The 16169-nt window shown below is 68.8% G+C and carries 15 protein-coding genes; 11 read left to right on the forward strand and 4 right to left on the reverse strand.

Annotated elements, in window-relative coordinates; genetic code table 11:
• Positions 1–67: 67 nt before the first annotated feature.
• The 3 genes from FHS79_RS14910 to tpiA all read right to left on the reverse strand — a co-directional run bounded on the left by FHS79_RS14910 (position 68) and on the right by tpiA (position 2669).
• Entirely contained in the window at positions 68–1357 is a 1290-nt protein-coding gene (locus FHS79_RS14910; protein ID WP_184201880.1) for an MFS transporter, read from the reverse strand.
• 33 nt (positions 1358–1390) lie between these two features.
• On the reverse strand, positions 1391–1855 hold the full coding sequence (secG, locus tag FHS79_RS14915; RefSeq protein WP_184201883.1) for a preprotein translocase subunit SecG: 465 nt from the start codon (positions 1853–1855) through the stop codon (positions 1391–1393).
• A gap of 79 nt (positions 1856–1934) precedes the next feature.
• Complete coding sequence (gene tpiA / locus FHS79_RS14920) at positions 1935–2669, reverse strand: triose-phosphate isomerase (protein WP_184201886.1); 735 nt, start codon at positions 2667–2669, stop codon at positions 1935–1937.
• Positions 2670–2760: 91 nt separating this feature from the next.
• Between tpiA and FHS79_RS14925 the strand changes: the two genes are divergently transcribed.
• Genes FHS79_RS14925 through lexA form a run of 9 tightly spaced genes read left to right on the forward strand, consistent with a single transcriptional unit; the run spans position 2761 to position 11215 of the window.
• Positions 2761–4662 (forward strand): peptidylprolyl isomerase, encoded by a 1902-nt coding sequence (locus FHS79_RS14925; protein WP_184201889.1) that lies wholly within the window; start codon positions 2761–2763, stop codon positions 4660–4662.
• 17 nt (positions 4663–4679) lie between these two features.
• Complete coding sequence (locus tag FHS79_RS14930; RefSeq protein ID WP_184201962.1) at positions 4680–6188, forward strand: anthranilate synthase component I family protein; 1509 nt, start codon at positions 4680–4682, stop codon at positions 6186–6188.
• Between the two features lie 15 nt (positions 6189–6203).
• On the forward strand, positions 6204–6488 hold the full coding sequence (locus FHS79_RS14935; RefSeq protein ID WP_184201892.1) for a DUF427 domain-containing protein: 285 nt from the start codon (positions 6204–6206) through the stop codon (positions 6486–6488).
• A complete protein-coding gene (locus FHS79_RS14940; RefSeq protein ID WP_184201895.1) occupies positions 6485–7078 on the forward strand; it encodes an anthranilate synthase component II in 594 nt (197 codons plus the stop codon). The genes FHS79_RS14935 and FHS79_RS14940 overlap by 4 nt, the downstream gene beginning before the upstream one ends.
• Positions 7075–8064, forward strand: coding sequence for an anthranilate phosphoribosyltransferase (gene trpD, locus FHS79_RS14945; protein WP_184201898.1), 990 nt, complete (start codon positions 7075–7077; stop codon positions 8062–8064). The genes FHS79_RS14940 and trpD overlap by 4 nt, the downstream gene beginning before the upstream one ends.
• Entirely contained in the window at positions 8061–8843 is a 783-nt protein-coding gene (gene trpC, locus FHS79_RS14950; protein WP_184201964.1) for an indole-3-glycerol phosphate synthase TrpC, read from the forward strand. Before trpD ends, trpC begins: the two co-directional genes overlap by 4 nt.
• Entirely contained in the window at positions 8840–9310 is a 471-nt protein-coding gene (gene moaC / locus FHS79_RS14955) for a cyclic pyranopterin monophosphate synthase MoaC (protein ID WP_184201901.1), read from the forward strand. The genes trpC and moaC overlap by 4 nt, the downstream gene beginning before the upstream one ends.
• The gene (locus FHS79_RS14960) at positions 9307–10506 is read left to right on the forward strand and encodes a molybdopterin molybdotransferase MoeA (RefSeq protein ID WP_184201904.1); all 1200 of its coding nucleotides are present in this window, start codon (positions 9307–9309) and stop codon (positions 10504–10506) included. The genes moaC and FHS79_RS14960 overlap by 4 nt, the downstream gene beginning before the upstream one ends.
• Positions 10507–10555: 49 nt before the next feature.
• On the forward strand, positions 10556–11215 hold the full coding sequence (gene lexA / locus FHS79_RS14965; RefSeq protein WP_184201907.1) for a transcriptional repressor LexA: 660 nt from the start codon (positions 10556–10558) through the stop codon (positions 11213–11215).
• 6 nt (positions 11216–11221) lie between these two features.
• On the opposite strand, the gene FHS79_RS14970 is transcribed toward lexA, so the two are convergent.
• Positions 11222–13333 carry a ComEC/Rec2 family competence protein gene (locus tag FHS79_RS14970; RefSeq protein WP_184201910.1) on the reverse strand — a complete coding sequence of 704 codons (2112 nt, stop codon included), beginning with the start codon at positions 13331–13333 and terminating at the stop codon, positions 11222–11224.
• A 68-nt stretch (positions 13334–13401) separates the two neighbouring features.
• On the opposite strand from FHS79_RS14970, the gene gltX reads away from it, so the two are divergent.
• Both gltX and gltA read left to right on the forward strand, forming a co-directional pair.
• Positions 13402–14859, forward strand: coding sequence for a glutamate--tRNA ligase (gltX, locus tag FHS79_RS14975; protein WP_184201913.1), 1458 nt, complete (start codon positions 13402–13404; stop codon positions 14857–14859).
• Positions 14860–14878: 19 nt separating this feature from the next.
• Positions 14879–16165, forward strand: coding sequence for a citrate synthase (gene gltA, locus FHS79_RS14980; RefSeq protein ID WP_184201916.1), 1287 nt, complete (start codon positions 14879–14881; stop codon positions 16163–16165).
• The last annotated feature ends 4 nt before the right edge of the window (positions 16166–16169 follow it).

The raw sequence follows: 16169 nt of genomic DNA on the forward strand, positions 1-16169 counted from the left end.
CGCCTGCCCCCGCATGCGCCAGTGCGACAACTCGATTAGCTGTGGAAAACTGCGCCTGCCGCCCGCGTCATTCCGTTTCGATCCGCGAATTCGCCTTGGTGTCGGGCAGGCTCCACGCCGCCACCAGCGCCACGCCGCACATCGCCGCCACATACCAGAAGAAACCGGCCTCGAGCCCGGCCGACTTGAAGCCCAATGCCACCGTCTCCGCCGTGCCGCCGAACACCGCCACCCCCACCGCATAGGGCAACCCCACGCCGAGCGCCCGGATATTGGCCGGGAACATCTCGGCCTTCACCAGCCCGGAAATCGCCGTGTAACAGCTGAGCACGCACAGCGCCGAGAACATCAGCAGCAGCCCCTCATAGGGATAGGTCGCCGTCCCCAGCGCCGTCAGCGCCGGCACGCTCAGCAAGGTGCCGCCGATCCCGAAAGTGATCAGCAGCGGCCGCCGCCCCACCCGGTCCGAAAGCGCCCCGAACACAGGCTGCAGCAGCATGTATCCGAACAGCGCCACCGTGCTCACATTGGTCGCCTCGGTCTTGCTCCAACCCGCTGAAAGCACCAGATATTTCTGCATGTATGTGGTGAAGGTGTAGAAGGCCAGGCTGCCACCCCCGGTCAGCGCCACCACCGTCAGCAGCGCCCGCGGGTGCGCCAGCAGCCGCCGCATCAGCCCCTTGCGGGCTTGCGCGTCGATCTTCTGAAAGGCCTCGGTCTCCACCAGCCCGCGCCGCAGCCAGAACACCAGCACCGCACACAGCGCGCCGATCACGAACGGCACCCGCCAGCCCCAGTCGAGCAGTTCGGCCTCGGTCAGCGTCGCCTGCATCGTCACCAGCACGCCCAGCGCCACCAGCTGCCCGCCGATCAGCGTCACATATTGAAAGCTCGCCCAGAAGCCGCGGTGCTTCGCATCGGCCACCTCGGCCATGAAAGTGGCGGACGCCCCATATTCGCCGCCCACGCTCAACCCCTGCACCAGCCGCGCCACCAGCAGAAGTGCGGGTGCCGCCAGCCCCACCTGGTCATAGGTCGGCGCCACCGCGATCATCAGCGAACCGAAGCACATCAGGCTCACCGACAGGGTGAGTGCAGCCTTGCGCCCATGCCGGTCGGCATAAAGCCCCAGCAGCCAGCCGCCGAGCGGCCGCATCAGAAAGCCGATCGCGAAGATGATCGCGCCGTTCAGCTGCTGCGCGAGCGCATCGTCCCTGGGAAAGAAGCGCGGCGCAAAATACAGCGCAAACGCCGAATAGGCATACCAGTCATACCATTCGACAAGGTTGCCGGCGGCCCCGCCGAAAATCTGCTTGACCCGCGAAGGCCCGGCAACTGGTCCTGTGGATGCCCCCACCCCGCTTCGATGCCCCCCGGACGCAGCGCCAGATCAGCGCGCGAGCGGCGCGCCGCCCGGCTCGGGCTGCGGCGCAGCCGGCGCTGCACCATTGACGTCATTGGCGCCAGCATTGGGCACAGCCTCGGTCACAGCATTCGGCACAGCACCTGTCAAAGGCGCACCCAGCGGCACACCGGGCAGGATCGGCTGCGCACCCGGCGCGGTGAGCGGTGCACCGGTCGGCGCACCACCCAGCGGCACAAGGCTGGTATCCACCGCACGCGGCTTGCTCGTGCCGGCGGCCAGAACCGCGAGCAGGATCGAGGTCGAAATGAACATCACCGCCAGAACCGTGGTGGCGCGCGTCAGCAAATTGGCCGCGCCCCGCACCGACACCATGCCGCCGCCGGTGCCGCCGCCGATGCCCAGCCCGCCGCCCTCGGAGCGTTGCAGCAGGATCACCGTCACAAGGGCGAGCGCGATCAGCGCATGAACGACAAGAAGAAAGGTGGTCACGGGCAATATATCCGGATGGTCGGGGAATAATCCCGTCCCCTAGCGGCTCCACCCCGCAACTACAAGCGCCAGGGATACGTCAGCCCGCCGCCTTCACGATCGCCAACAGGCTCGCCGCGGTCAGGCTCGCCCCGCCCACCAGCGCGCCGCCGACCTCGGGAACACCCAGCAGCAAGGCAGCATTGTCGGGCTTCACCGATCCCCCATAGAGAATCGCCACCCCCGCCCCCGCCGCCCCGAAGCGATCGACCAGCGCTGCCCTTACGTGCGCATGCATCGCCGCCACGTCCTCGGGCGTCGGCGTGCGCCCGGTGCCGATCGCCCACACCGGCTCATACGCCACGATCAACCCGTCCGCCGCATCGGGCAAAGACCCTGCCAGCTGTCCCGCCACCACCGCCTGCGCCTGCCCGGCATCGCGCTCCGCCTCGGTCTCGCCCACGCACACGATCACCTGCAGTCCCGCCGCCCGCGCGGCCTCGGCCTTGGCGCGCACGTCGGCGTCGCTCTCACGCTGGTCCGCCCGCCGCTCGCTATGCCCCACGATCACGAACCTCGCCCCGGCATCGGCGAGCTGTTCGGCCGAAACACAGCCGGTGTGCGCGCCCTTCGCCGCATGGTGGCAATCCTGCCCGCCGATCGGCACCGCCCCGCCGGCCGCATCCACCGCTGCCGCCACGAGCGTGAACGGCGGCGCAATCCAGACGTCAGCCAGCTCGGCCGTCGCCACCGCCCTTGCCACGGCCGCCACTTCGGCAAGCGAGGCCTTCAGCCCGTGCATCTTCCAGTTGCCCACGATCAGCGCCACAGCCATCCTCCTGTTCTGCGCCGCGCTTGTGGCAAGCCGCCGCCATGGTTACAAGCCGCCGCACGCGCACGCGCCCGGTTTTGCAAGCAAGGTCTTCATGCTCCAGTTCATCCGCAAGGGTCTCTCCAGCCCGATCGCCCTCGGCATCCTTGCCCTGGTCGTCGTCGCGTTCATCATCACCGGCGTGGGAGATCCTTTTGCCGGCAGCGCCACCCGCCAGGGTGTCATCGCCACGGTCGGGGACCGCACGATCAGCGAAGGCGATCTGCTCCGCACCCTCGACACCGTGCTGCAGACCGCCCGCCAGCAAACCCCCGATGCCACCCTCGCCGATCTCGCCAATGATGGCGCCGTGGGGCTGATGGCAGACCAGCTCGTCGGCCGCGCCGCAATCGAAGTCTATGCCGAATCGCTCGGCCTCGCCGCATCCGACCGCGCGGTCGGCGCCGTCATCGCCGCCATTCCCGCCTTCCAGGTCGCCGGCAAGTTCGATCAGGACACCTACAACCGCGTCATTTCCCAGCAGCGCCTGTCCGACGCCCAGCTCCGCCAGGATATCGCCGGCGACATCAGCCGCAAGGCGCTGCTCTCGCCGCTCACCGCCGCCATGAACATGCCCGCCGGCATGGCCACGCCGCTGGCGCAGTCGCTCGTCGATATCCGCCGCGGCGGGGTCGCCTTGGTGCCGCCTGGCACCGTCACTCCCGCCACCGATGCCGAAGTCACCGCCTTCTACACCGCCAACCGCAGCCGCTTCGCCGTGCCCGAGCGGCGCGGCTTCCGCTATGCGCTGCTCGATCCCGCACAGGTCGCGGTCACCGTCACCGATGCGGACATCGCCGCCGCCTTCGCCAAGGATCCGGCGCGCTATGGTGCCGCCCCCACCCGCCGGCTGCTGCAGGTCGTGGTGCCCGATGAGGCCCGCGCCAAGGCCGTCGCCGCCGCTGCCGCCACCGAAGGCTTTGCCGCCGCCGCCCAGCGCCTCGCCGGCTTCGGCGCTGCCGACATCGCCATCGGGGAAAAGTCGCAGTCCGCGCTCGCCGCCGAAACCAGCCCCGCCGTCGCCGCAGCCGCTTTCGCGCTGCCGGTCGGCGGCATCAGCGCACCGGTCAGGTCGGCCTTCGGCTGGCATGTGCTGTCGCTCGAAGCCATGGGCAATCCGGCAAGGAGCCTGGCGCAGGTGCGCGACACCATCCGCCAGGAGTTGACCGCCCGCGCCGCCGCCGATGGCCTCGCCGCCACCGTCGCCCGCATCGAGGAAGCGGCCGAAGACGGCAAGAGCTTCGCCGACGTCGCCACCGCCGAGCGGCTCAACCTGTTCAGCCAGCCGCCCGTAACACGCGAAGGTGCGAGCATCGATGCTGCGCCGCTCGAAGGCGTGCCCGCCCGGCTCGCAGCCCTCGCCTTCGCCCAGCAGCCCGAGGACGGCATCACCGTGCAGCGCCTCGAAGGCGAGCAGCTCGCCGCCATTGAAACCACCACCATCGTCGGCGCCACCGTGCGCCCCCTCGCAGAGATCAAGCAGTTGGTCGCCGAGCTCGCGGCGCGCGACAAGGCGGTCAAGGCCTCGCGCGCCCGCGCCGATGCCATCGTCGCCGCCGTCAAGTCGGGCACCCCCTTCGCCAAGGCCGTCACCGATGCCGGCCTGCCCGCCCCGCAGCCGCTCACCGGCCGCCGCGTCGATGTCCTCCAGCAGCCGCAGGTGCCACCCCTCATCCAGGCCTTCCTCACCACCCAGCCCGGCACGACGCGCGTCATCGGCGGCATGGAAGGCTGGGCGCTTGTCCATGTCGCGGAAGTCACCCCCGGCAACCTCGCCGAGGCCCCAGGCCTCGTCGATGCGATGCGCCGCGAGATCGCCGGCCAGCTCCCCAACGAGTTCGCCGAAGCCCTTGCCGCCGCTGCCGAGCGCGAGATCAAGGCGACCCGCAACACCGCCGCCGTCGATGCCGTCCGCCGCCGGCTGTCGGGCGCAGGCGCGGCCGACCCCGCTTCATGAGCCACACCGATGCGGTGATGCCCGCCGCCGACGAAGCGATCGCCACGCTCGCCGCCGGCCGGGCGCTGCTTCTCCACACCAGCATCGTCGCCGACACCGAAACCCCGGTCTCCGCGATGCTCAAGCTCGGCACCAGCGGCTCGGGCGCCTTCCTGCTCGAATCGGTCGAAGGCGGCCAGGTCCGCGGCCGCCACTCGCTCATCGGCCTCGATCCCGATCTCGTATGGAAGGCCAGCGGCAACCAGGCGCGCATCAACCGCAACTGGCAGCAGGACCGCACTGCCTTCACCGACCAGCCCGGCGATGCCCTCACCCAATTGCGCGCGCTGGTGGCAGAAGCCCGCGCCGATGTTCCGCAAGGCCTGCCCGCCGCACTCGCCTGCCTCGTCGGCTATATCGGCTATGAAGCCGTCCGCCTCACCGAGCCCAGCGTCCCCGCAGCCCCCCCGTCGCCGCTCGGCCTGCCGGACATGATCTTCGTCCGCCCCCAGCTGCTGCTGGTGTTCGACCGGCTTCGCGACGTGCTCCACATCGTCGCCCCGCTATTCCCCGATCAGCCCGGCACGCCGGAAGCCCGCCACGCCGCCGCCCTCGACCGGCTGCACGCCGCCGCCCGGTCGCTGAGCGCCCCCCTGCCACCCCGCAACACCCCTTCGGCACCCCTTCCCGACCCCATCCTCACCGCGCACACCCCGCCCGAACGCTATGCCGCGATGGTCGAGACGGCGCGTGAATACATCCTCGCCGGGGACATTTTCCAGGTCGTCCTCGCGCAGCGATTCAGCCTGCCCTTCCCGCTTCCCCCCTTCGATCTCTACCGCGCTCTGCGCCGCATCAACCCCTCCCCCTTCCTCTATTTTCTCGATCTTCCGGGCTTTGCCCTTGTCGGCTCCAGCCCCGAGATCCTCGTCCGCGCGCGTGAAGGCAAGGTCACCATCCGCCCCATCGCCGGCACCCGCCCCCGCGGCCGCGACGCGGCGCAAGACGCCGAGAACCGCGCCAGCCTCCTCGCCGACGCCAAGGAGCAGGCCGAGCACCTCATGCTCCTCGATCTCGGCCGCCACGACACCGGCCGCGTCAGCATCCCCGGAACCGTGCGCGTCACCGACCGTGCCGGCGTCGAATTCTACAGCCATGTCATGCACATCGTCTCCAACGTCGAGGGCCGGCTGGCCCCCGGCGTCGATGCCGTCGATGCCCTTCTCGCCGGCTTTCCCGCCGGCACGGTGAGCGGCGCCCCCAAGGTCCGCGCCGCCCAGGTCATCGCCGAACTCGAACCCGAAGCCCGGGGCGCCTATGCCGGTGGTGTGGGCTATTTCAGCCCGAGCGGAGACATGGATAGCTGCATCGTGCTGCGCACCGCGGTGGTCAAGGATGGCACCATGCACATCCAGGCGGGTGCCGGCATCGTCGCCGACAGCGTGGCGGCTTACGAGCAGCGCGAGTGCGAAGCCAAGGCCGGAGCGCTTGTCGCAGCCGCCCGCGCCGCTCTCGCCGCCGCCGCCGAGCCGGGCTATGGGCAGTGAAAGAGGAGAAAACCCATGGCCAAAGCTGAGTGGAACGGCGTCACCATCGCCGAATCGAACCACACCGTGATTGTTGAAAACAATCACTATTTCCCGCCCGAAAGCGTCAACGCAGCACTGCTTCAGCCAAGCACCCTCACCAGCGTGTGCGGCTGGAAGGGTACCGCGCATTATCACAGCCTCAACGTCGATGGTGCGGTCAACAAGGATGCCGCCTGGTATTACCCCGAGCCCAAATCCGCCGCGTCGAACATCAAGGGCCACATCGCCTTCTGGAAAGGCGTCAAAGTCACCGCATGATCCTTGTCATCGACAACTATGACAGCTTCACCTTCAACCTCGTCCACTATCTCGAGGAACTGGGGGCGCCGACGCACGTCGTCCGCAACGATGCCATCACCGTGGCAGACGCCATGGCGCTGCGCCCCGCCGCCATCCTTCTCTCCCCCGGCCCCTGCACCCCCAATGAAGCCGGCATCTGCCTGGGTCTGATCGCCGCCGCGGCGCAAGCCCGGCTGCCGCTGCTCGGCGTCTGCCTCGGCCATCAGGCGCTCGGCCAGGCCTTCGGCGGCCGCGTCATCCGCGCACCCCGGGTGATGCATGGCAAGACCAGCGACATCGCCCACACCGGCACCGGCGTGTTTGCCGGCCTCCCCAGCCCCTATCTCGCCACCCGCTACCACAGCCTGATCGTCGAAGCGGAAACCCTGCCCACCTGCTTCACGGTCAACGCGCGCGCCGACGGCCTCATCATGGGCATGCACCACAAGACGCTGCCGCTCCACGGCGTGCAGTTCCACCCCGAGAGCATCGCCACCGAGCATGGCCATGCGCTGCTCGCCAACTTCCTCGATTCCGCAGGGATCGCCCACAGCGCTGTCCCGGCATGATCCGGCCGCTCCCCGATCCGTCCCGGCCCCTCGACGCGCAAGCCGCCGCCGATGCCTTCGCCCGCATCCTCGACGGCGACGCCGAGGACGCCGCCCTCGCCGGCTTCCTCACCATCCTGGCCGAGCGCGGCGAAACCGTCCTGGAAGTCACTGCCGCCGCTCGCGCCCTCCGCGCCCGCATGGCGCACCGTGTCGATGCCCCCGACACCGCGATCGACGTCTGCGGCACCGGCGGCGATGGCATGCACAGCCTCAACATCAGCACCGCTGTCAGCCTCGTCGTCGCGGCCTGCGGCGTGCCCGTCGCCAAGCACGGCAACCGCGCCGCGTCCTCGGCGAGCGGCGCCGCCGACGTCCTCGCCGCCCTCGGCGTCCCCGAGCTGCCGATCGAACGCCTCGGTCCCTGCCTGCGCGAGGTCGGCATCACCTTCCTCCACGCCGCGCGCCACCACCCCGCCATGGCGCGCGTGGCGCCAGTGCGCCGCGCGCTCGGCCGCCGCACGATCTTCAACCTGCTCGGGCCCCTCGCCAACCCCGCCGGGGTCAAGCGGCAGATCGTCGGCGTCTTCGCCCCCCACGCCATGCCCCTCCTCGCCGGCGCCCTCGCCAGCCTCGGCACCCGCCGCGCCATGGTCGTCCACGGCGACGGCTTCGACGAGCTCGCCATCTCGGCGGCGAGCGAGGCCCTCATTGTCGAAGGCACCAGCCTGACCAGGCAGCGCATTCACCCCGAAGACGCTGGCCTGCCCCTCCACCCCGCCGCCAGCCTCGCCGGCGGAGACCCCGCCCACAACGCCCGCGCCCTCGAAGCCCTGCTGGCGGGAGCCAATGGCGGCTACCACGACATCGTCGTCCTCAACGCCGCCGCCGCCCTCACTGTCGCCGATCCCGCCCTCACCCTCCCTGCCGCCGCCGCGCGTGCCGCACAGGCACTGGCCAGCGGCGCTGCTGGCGATACACTGGCGCTATGGAAAGCCTTTCGATGACCGACACGCTCACCACAATCTGCGCCAACAGCCGCGCCCATGTCGCCATGCGCAGCGAAAAGCACAGCCTCGCAGATCGCGAAGCCGCCGCCGCGGCCGCTTCGCCACCCCGCGGCTTCATCGCCGCCATCCACGCCGCGCATGCCCGCGAGGACAAGGCGCTCATCGCAGAAATCAAGAAAGCATCGCCCTCCAAGGGCCTTATCCGAAAGGATTTCCATCCCGCCGCCATCGCCCGCGCCTATCAGGCCGGCGGCGCTACCTGCCTCTCCGTCCTCACCGAAGAGCGTTGGTTCCTCGGTGCGGACAACTACCTCATCGAAGCCCGCGCCGCCTGCACCCTGCCGGTCCTCGCCAAGGATTTCTTCGTCACCCGTTGGCAGATCGCCAACGCCCGCGCCATCGGTGCCGATTGCATCCTGCTCATCATGGCAGCCCTCTCCGACGCCGAAGCCATCGACCTCGAAGCCTATGCCCACAGCCTCGGCCTCGATGTCCTTGTCGAAGTCCATGATGCTGCCGAACGCGACCGCGCGCTGCAGCTCAAGACCCCGCTTCTCGGCATCAACAACCGCAATCTCAAGACGTTGAACGTCGATCTTGTAACAAGCTTCGAGCTCGCTGACACCCCCGGCCGCACCCTTGTCGCCGAATCCGGCCTTTCCGGCCCCGCCGAACTTGCGGCCCTTCAAGCGCGCGGCATCAACACCTTCCTCATCGGAGAATCGCTCATGCGCCACTCCGATGTCGAAGCCGCCACACGTGCACTGCTGGCATGAGCCGCCTCACCCATCTCGACGGCCAGGGTGCCGCGCATATGGTCGACATCTCCGCCAAGACCGCGACCCGCCGCGAGGCGCTCGCCGAAGGCCGCATCACTATGGGCGAGACCGCCCTCACCGCCATCCGCGACGCCACGCTCAAAAAGGGCGATGCTCTCGCCACCGCGCGCATCGCCGGCATCATGGCCGCCAAGGCCACCTCCTCGATCATCCCCCTCTGTCACCCGCTCCCCCTCGATGCCGTCAGCGTCGATCTGGCGCTCGAGGAGGACGGCATCCGCGTCCAGGCGCGCGTCGTCACCACCCATGGCACCGGCGTGGAAATGGAAGCACTTACAGCAGTTTCCGCCGCACTCCTCACCTTGTACGACATGGCGAAATCGCTCGATCGGTCGATGGTCATCGGCCAGGTGCGCCTGCGCGAAAAGTCCGGCGGCCGCTCGGGCGACTTCCAGGGGACATGAGCCTGCTGCATCCCGACGAAGCCCTCGCCCGCCTGCTCGCCAGCGCCGGCCCTCTCGGCACCGAGACCCTTCTGCTGGCGGTAGCCGCCGGCCGCATCGCTGCCGAACCCGTCCACGCCCGCCTCACCCAACCCCCCTTCGCCGCCAGCGCCATGGACGGCTGGGCCGTGCGCTGGGCAGACATGCCCGGCCCCTTCCGCATCATCGGCGAATCCGCCGCCGGCCATGGCTTCGCCGGCCATATCGGTACCGGCGAGACCGTCCGCATCTTCACCGGCGCACCGCTGCCGGCCGGCGCCGACACGGTGATCGTGCAGGAAGAAGTGCACCGGGAGGGCCAGATCGCCATCCTGTCCGGCGAAGGCCCACCAACGATCGGCGCCCATATTCGCAAGGCAGGCCAGGACTTTGCGGAAGGTTCCTCCGTCATCACCCAAGGAACGCGCCTCACCGCGCGCCACCTCGGACTGCTCGCCGCCGCTGGCCATGGCAGCGTCCGCGTGCTCCGCCGTCCCCGCGTCACCCTCATCGCCACCGGCGACGAACTCGTCCCCCCCGGCACCCGCCCCGGCCCCGGCCAAATCATCAGCAGCAACGGCGTGATGCTCGCCGCCCTTTTCACCGCAGCCGGCGCCCACGTCACCGATCTCGGCATCATTCCGGATGACAGCAGCGCCATCGCCGCCGGCATCAGCGGCACCGAAGCCGATCTCATCGTCACCATCGGCGGCGCCTCGGTCGGCGACCATGATCTCATCATCCCCGTCCTGCAGGGCCTCGGCGCCACGCTCGATTTCTGGAAGATCGCCATGCGCCCGGGCAAGCCGCTCATCGCCGGAGCGCTCGGCAGCACGCGCATCCTCGGCCTCCCCGGCAATCCCGTCTCCGCCTATGTCTGCGCATTGCTCTTCGGGTGGCCGCTGGTCCGCGCGCTCGGTGGGCGCGCCACCGAATTGCCGACCATACGGGCACCGCTGGCAGTCGCCCTCCCCGCAAGCGGCAACCGCCGCGATCATCTGCGCGCTTGGCTGCTCCCCGATGGCAGCGTGCAACCCGCCCCCGCCCAGGACAGTGCGCAGCTCGCGGCGCTGGCACAAGCCGAAGTCCTCATCATCCGCGAAGCCCATGCCCCGCCTGCGGAAACGGGCGAAACCGTCACTTGCATCGCGCTTGACATGTTCTCGGATGTTGCCTAATCGTTCCGCATGTGTTCCCAAGGCAGCTGTGCCAAACAGGGGGTTAAGCATGTTGACGCGCAAACAGCAGGAACTGCTCGGTTTCATCGATGACCGGCTCAAGGCGAGCGGTGTTTCCCCGAGCTTCGAGGAAATGAAGGAGGCGCTCAGCCTTCGCTCCAAATCCGGCGTCCATCGCCTAATCAATGCCCTTGAGGAGCGCAACTTCATCCGCCGCCTCCCCAACCGCGCACGCGCGCTCGAAGTGCTGCGCCTGCCCGATGCGATGAAGCCGGCGCCCGCGGTCGCCGCCAAGTCATCGTTGCCGCTCCCCGAGCCCGCCAACGACAGCGTGTCGGTGCCGCTTCACGGCCGCATCGCTGCCGGTCTGCCGGTGGAGGCACTTGAATCCGATCGCTCGCTTGCCGTGCCCTCGGCCCTGCTCGGCCCCGGCGATCATTACGCGCTCGAAGTCTCGGGTGACTCGATGATCGAGGCCGGCATCTTCGACGGCGATTATGCCCTCATTCGCCGCTGCGAGGATGCACGCGACGGTGATATCGTCGTGGCACTCATCGACGACAGCGAGGCGACGCTGAAGTACATCCGCCGCGAAAAGAACATGGTCCGTCTCGATCCTGCCAACAGCACTCACACCCCGCAGCACTACCGCCCCGAGCAGGTTCGTGTGCAGGGCCGCCTCGCCGGGATCCTCCGCCGCTACCATTGAGGTAGATCAGCGCCAGCGATGGTCCCCGAGGCCATCGCGCGCGCCCACCACTTTCCCCGTCCGCAACCATACCGCCACCGCTCCGCGTTCGGTGAGGGCGGTTCGGTCGAGCCGCAACCATCGCGCCGCACACCAGTCGGGCAAACGCCGCTCGCTCACCACGATATCGGCCGCCGTACACGCCGGTTCCATCGTCGCTTGCGGCAGCCAATCGTGTGAGCGCGTCGCAAACAGCGTCAAGCGCCCGACCATTCCAAGACAGGCGTCACGGCTGCAATCCATCCCTGGCAGGTCATCGAACGCGCGTCCCTGCCCGTCCCCCGCCACCGCCGCCCCCCAGCTGTCGCGCAGATACTCCCCGGTGCGCGGCCGCAGAAACGCAAGTTCACCGCTCTCGAGCACCAGCGCCACATGCCGGCCATCGCGGCTCACCAGCAGGTCGGGCGGCGTGCCGAACAGCGCCAGCATGGCGCCCGCCGCCACCAGCGGCACGCCCCCCAGCCGCAACCGCGTCCGCCACAGCACCAGCCACAGCCCACCCAGCGCCAGCAGCGGAAATGCCAGTACCGGCATCACCGGCAGCCGTGAAACCGCCCCCGGCAAGCCCGCCGTCGCATAGGCAATGTCGAGCAACAACATCACCGCCCACCCCGCAGGCGCAAAGGCCACAGCCCCCAGCCCCAGCGCATCCCCGACCAGCCCAAGCCCCAATGCGGGCATGATCGCAAAACTCGCCAGCGGGATTGCCAGCAGATTGGCCCCGACGCCGAACAACCCCGATTGCTGGAAGTGGAACAGCCCGATCGGCGCCAGCACCATCTCCGCCACCAGCCCCGTCGCCACCAGCGCCACCACGCCATGCCCCAGCCGCCGCAACACCCCGGCATCCTCGCGCGGCGCCAGCGCCGCCTTGGTTGCCGGCGCTTCATAAAGCGCGATGATCGCCGCCACCGCGGCAAAGCTCATCTGGAAGCTCGGCCCCATCAGCACCTCGGGTCGCGCCAGCAGGATGATGACCGCCGCCGCCCCGAGCAGCCGCAGCGAAATCGCATCACGCCCCGCAACCAGCCCCAGCAGCACGATCAGCGTGGCGAGCAAAGATCGCACCGTCGGCACCTCCCCGCCCGCCAACAGCGTATAGCCCAGCCCCGCCACCGCCCCGCACAGCATCGCCAGCGCGCGCACCGGCAGCCGCAGCGCCATCCATGGCCAGAGCCCCACCAGCCGCCGCACCAGGAAGATCACGCCGCCCACCACCACCGCCATGTGCAGCCCCGAGATCGACAGCAGATGCGCCAGCCCCGAATCGCGCACCGCCGCTGCCGTCTCCAGCGGCACCGCCCCACGATCCCCGGTCACAAACACCGCCGCCACCGCACCCGCCTCGCCCGGCACCGCCGCCAATATCCGCGCATTCAGCCGCCGCCGCGCCGCCGCCATCCACGCCGAAATTCCATCCGGCGCCGGCGCCGCCTCCACCACGTCAACCCGCCCCAACACGATCCCGGTGGCCCCCACCCCCTCGAACCACAGGGCCCGCGCCGCATCATAGCCCCCAGGTACCGCCGGCCCCATTGGCGGCATCAGCATCGCCCTCAGCTGCACCCGCGCACCCTCCGCCAGCCCCGGCAGCGCCTGCGCCCGCTCCGCCGCCACCCCCCGCAGGCTCACCCGCACCCGCTCGGGCAACGCAGGATCGTCCAGCGCCAGCACCAGCCGCAGCTGCTCGCGCGCCGCGCGCGGCTCCACCGCCAGCACCCGCGCATCGATCCGCACGATCGTCCGCTCCACCAGCACCCGGTGCGCCACCGTCCGGTCGCGCACCTCCGCCGCGGCCATCCCCAGCGCCGCCATCAGCAGCAGTGCGGCCGGCCATCTTGTGCGCAGCACCACCAGCGCCCCGCCCAGCCCCGCCAAAGCCAGCCCCATCGCCAGCCGCTGCCCCGCCCAGGGCAAGGTGAACCACAGCGCGATTCCCGCCCCCAGCGCCACCGGCAGCCACAGCGGCAGCGCCTCGCGCTCGCCATCGATCAGCGCCTCGAACCGCGCGCCAAAGCCCGGCCACAATCCCCCTGCCGGCACTGCGGTTTGAACCGCCCCAAGGCTTCTGCTAGTCACCCCGCCGAGCGCTCCATTCTGGCGCGTAACGCATCCACGGCCCATATCCAGAATTGGACATTCCCCGCATGAGCGCAAGCGCTCCCTCTTCAGCTGTCGTCACCCGCTTCGCGCCCTCGCCAACCGGTTTCCTCCATATCGGCGGCGCCCGCACGGCGCTGTTCAACTATCTGTTCGCCAGGCATCATGGCGGCAGCTTCCGCCTGCGCATCGAGGATACCGACCGCGCCCGCTCCACCGATGCCGCCATCGCCGCCATCCTCGATGGCATGGGCTGGCTCGGCCTCGATCATGATGACGAGATCGTCTACCAGTTCAGCCGCGCCGCCCGCCACGCCGAGGTCGCGCACGCGCTGCTCGAAGCCGGCCACGCCTATCGTTGCTATGCAACAGCTGAGGAGCTGGAGGCCATGCGCGCCCAGCAGCGCGCCGAAAAGCGCCCGCTGCGCTACGATGGCCGCTGGCGCGATCGGTCCGACGGCCCCGAGGGCGCCCCCTTCGTCATCCGACTGAAAGCACCGCAAACCGGTGAAGTCACCATCGACGACAAGGTCCAGGGTCCCGTCACCGTCGCCAATGCCGAGCTTGACGACATGGTGCTGCTGCGCTCGGACGGCACCCCCACCTACATGCTCGCCGTGGTCGTCGACGATCATGACATGGGTGTGACGCATGTCATCCGTGGCGACGATCACCTCAACAACGCCTTCCGCCAGCTCGCCCTCATCCGCGCCATGAATGAAGTCGAGGGGGAGTGGCCCGAGCCCATCTACGCGCACATCCCGCTCATCCACGGCGCCGATGGTGCAAAACTCTCCAAGCGCCACGGCGCGCTCGGCGTCGATGCCTATCGCGATCAGCTCGGCCTGCTGCCCGAGGCGCTGGAAAACTACCTTCTCCGCCTCGGCTGGGGTCACGGCGATGATGAGGTGATCAGCCGCGCCCAGGCCATCGAATGGTTCAGCCTCGAAGCCGTTGGTCGCAGTCCGTCGCGCTTCGACATGAAGAAGCTGGAATCGGTCAACGGCCATTATATCCGCGCGACCGGCGATGCCCGGCTCACAACCCTGATCCAGCCGAAGGTCGAGTCGGCCCTCGCCCGCCCGCTGGCCCCGCAGGACATCGAACTGCTGCAGCGCAGCATGGCCGAACTGAAGAAAAGAGCGCCGGATCTCAACAGCCTGGCCGCTTCCGCCCTCTTCTATCTTCGCACCCGCCCAATCCCCATGGACGAAGCGGCGCTGCGGCTGCTAGCATCGGCACCATCGGGACTGCTCGTCCGGGCGCGCGCGGCCCTTGCCGCCGTGTCGCCCTGGGTGGTCCCCGATCTGGAGGCAGCAGCAAGGGAGCTTGCAACGGCGGAACAGCTCAAGCTCGGCGCGGTCGCACAACCGCTGCGCGCCGCCCTCACGGGTGCGGGCCAGTCGCCTGGCCTGTTCGAAGTGATGGAAGCGCTCGGTCGCGACGAAACGCTGGGCCGCATCGACGACGCCATTGCCCAGACCCACGAAACAACAAGCGCCTGAGAGCGAAAGGGACCAACGCATGACCAACACAGCCAACATAGCACTGGGCGACAAGTCGGCCGAATATCCCGTGCTGAGCGGCAGCGTCGGCCCCGATGTCATCGATATCCGCAAGCTCTACGGCAACACCGGGCGCTTCACCTATGATCCGGGCTTCACCAGCACCGCGGCATGCGAATCCAAGATCACCTATATCGATGGCGATCAGGGCATCCTGCTCTATCGCGGCTACCCCATCGACCAGCTCGCCGAAAAGTCCAACTTTCTCGAAGTCGCCTATCTTCTGCTGAACGGCGATCTGCCGAGCAAGCCCGATCACGACGAGTTCACCCATCTCATCACCCGCCACACCATGATCCACGAGCAGCTCGCGCAATTCTACCGCGGTTTCCGCCGCGATGCGCACCCGATGGCGATCATGTGCGGCATCGTCGGTGCCATGGCCGCCTTCTACCATGATTCGACCGACATCCATGATCCGCAGCAGCGCGTCATCGCCTCGCACCGGATCATCGCCAAGATGCCCACCCTGGCGGCGATGGCGTATAAATATTCGATCGGCCAGCCTTTCCTCTACCCCGACAATTCGCTCAGCTTCGCCGGCAACTTCCTGCGCATGACCTTCGGCGTCCCCGCCGAGCCCTATGTCATCGATCCGGTGGTCGAAGACGCCATGGAAAAGCTGCTCATCCTGCAGGCCGATCACGAGCAGAACGCCAGCACCTCGACCGTCCGCCTCGCCGGCTCGTCGGGCGCCAACCCGTTTGCCTGCATCTCGGCCGGCATCGCCTGCCTCTGGGGCCCGGCGCATGGCGGCGCCAACGAAGCCGCCCTCAACATGCTGCGCGAAATCGGCACGCCGGACCGGATTCCCGAGTTCATCGCACGCGCCAAGAACAAGGATGATCCGTTCCGCCTCATGGGCTTCGGCCACCGCGTCTACAAGAACTACGATCCCCGCGCCAAGGTGATGAGCAAGGTGGCGAAGGACATTCTCGACAAGCTGGGCCGTTCCGATCCCATCTTCGACGTGGCGCGCGAGCTCGAGCATATCGCCCTCAACGACCCCTATTTCATCGACAAGAAGCTCTATCCCAACGTCGATTTCTATTCGGGCGTCGTCATGTCCGCCATCGGCTTCCCCACCTCGATGTTCACCGTGCTGTTCGCCATCTCGCGCGCCGTCGGCTGGATCGCGCAATGGACCGAGATGATGGAAGATCCCGAGCAGAAGATCGGCCGCCCGCGCCAGCTCTACACCGGCCCCACCCAGCGCGATTTCGTGCCGCTCAACGCGCGCGGCTGACAGC

Origin of the sequence: Polymorphobacter multimanifer, assembly GCF_014205635.1 — a bacterium.
Lineage (GTDB): Bacteria > Pseudomonadota > Alphaproteobacteria > Sphingomonadales > Sphingomonadaceae > Sandarakinorhabdus > Sandarakinorhabdus multimanifer.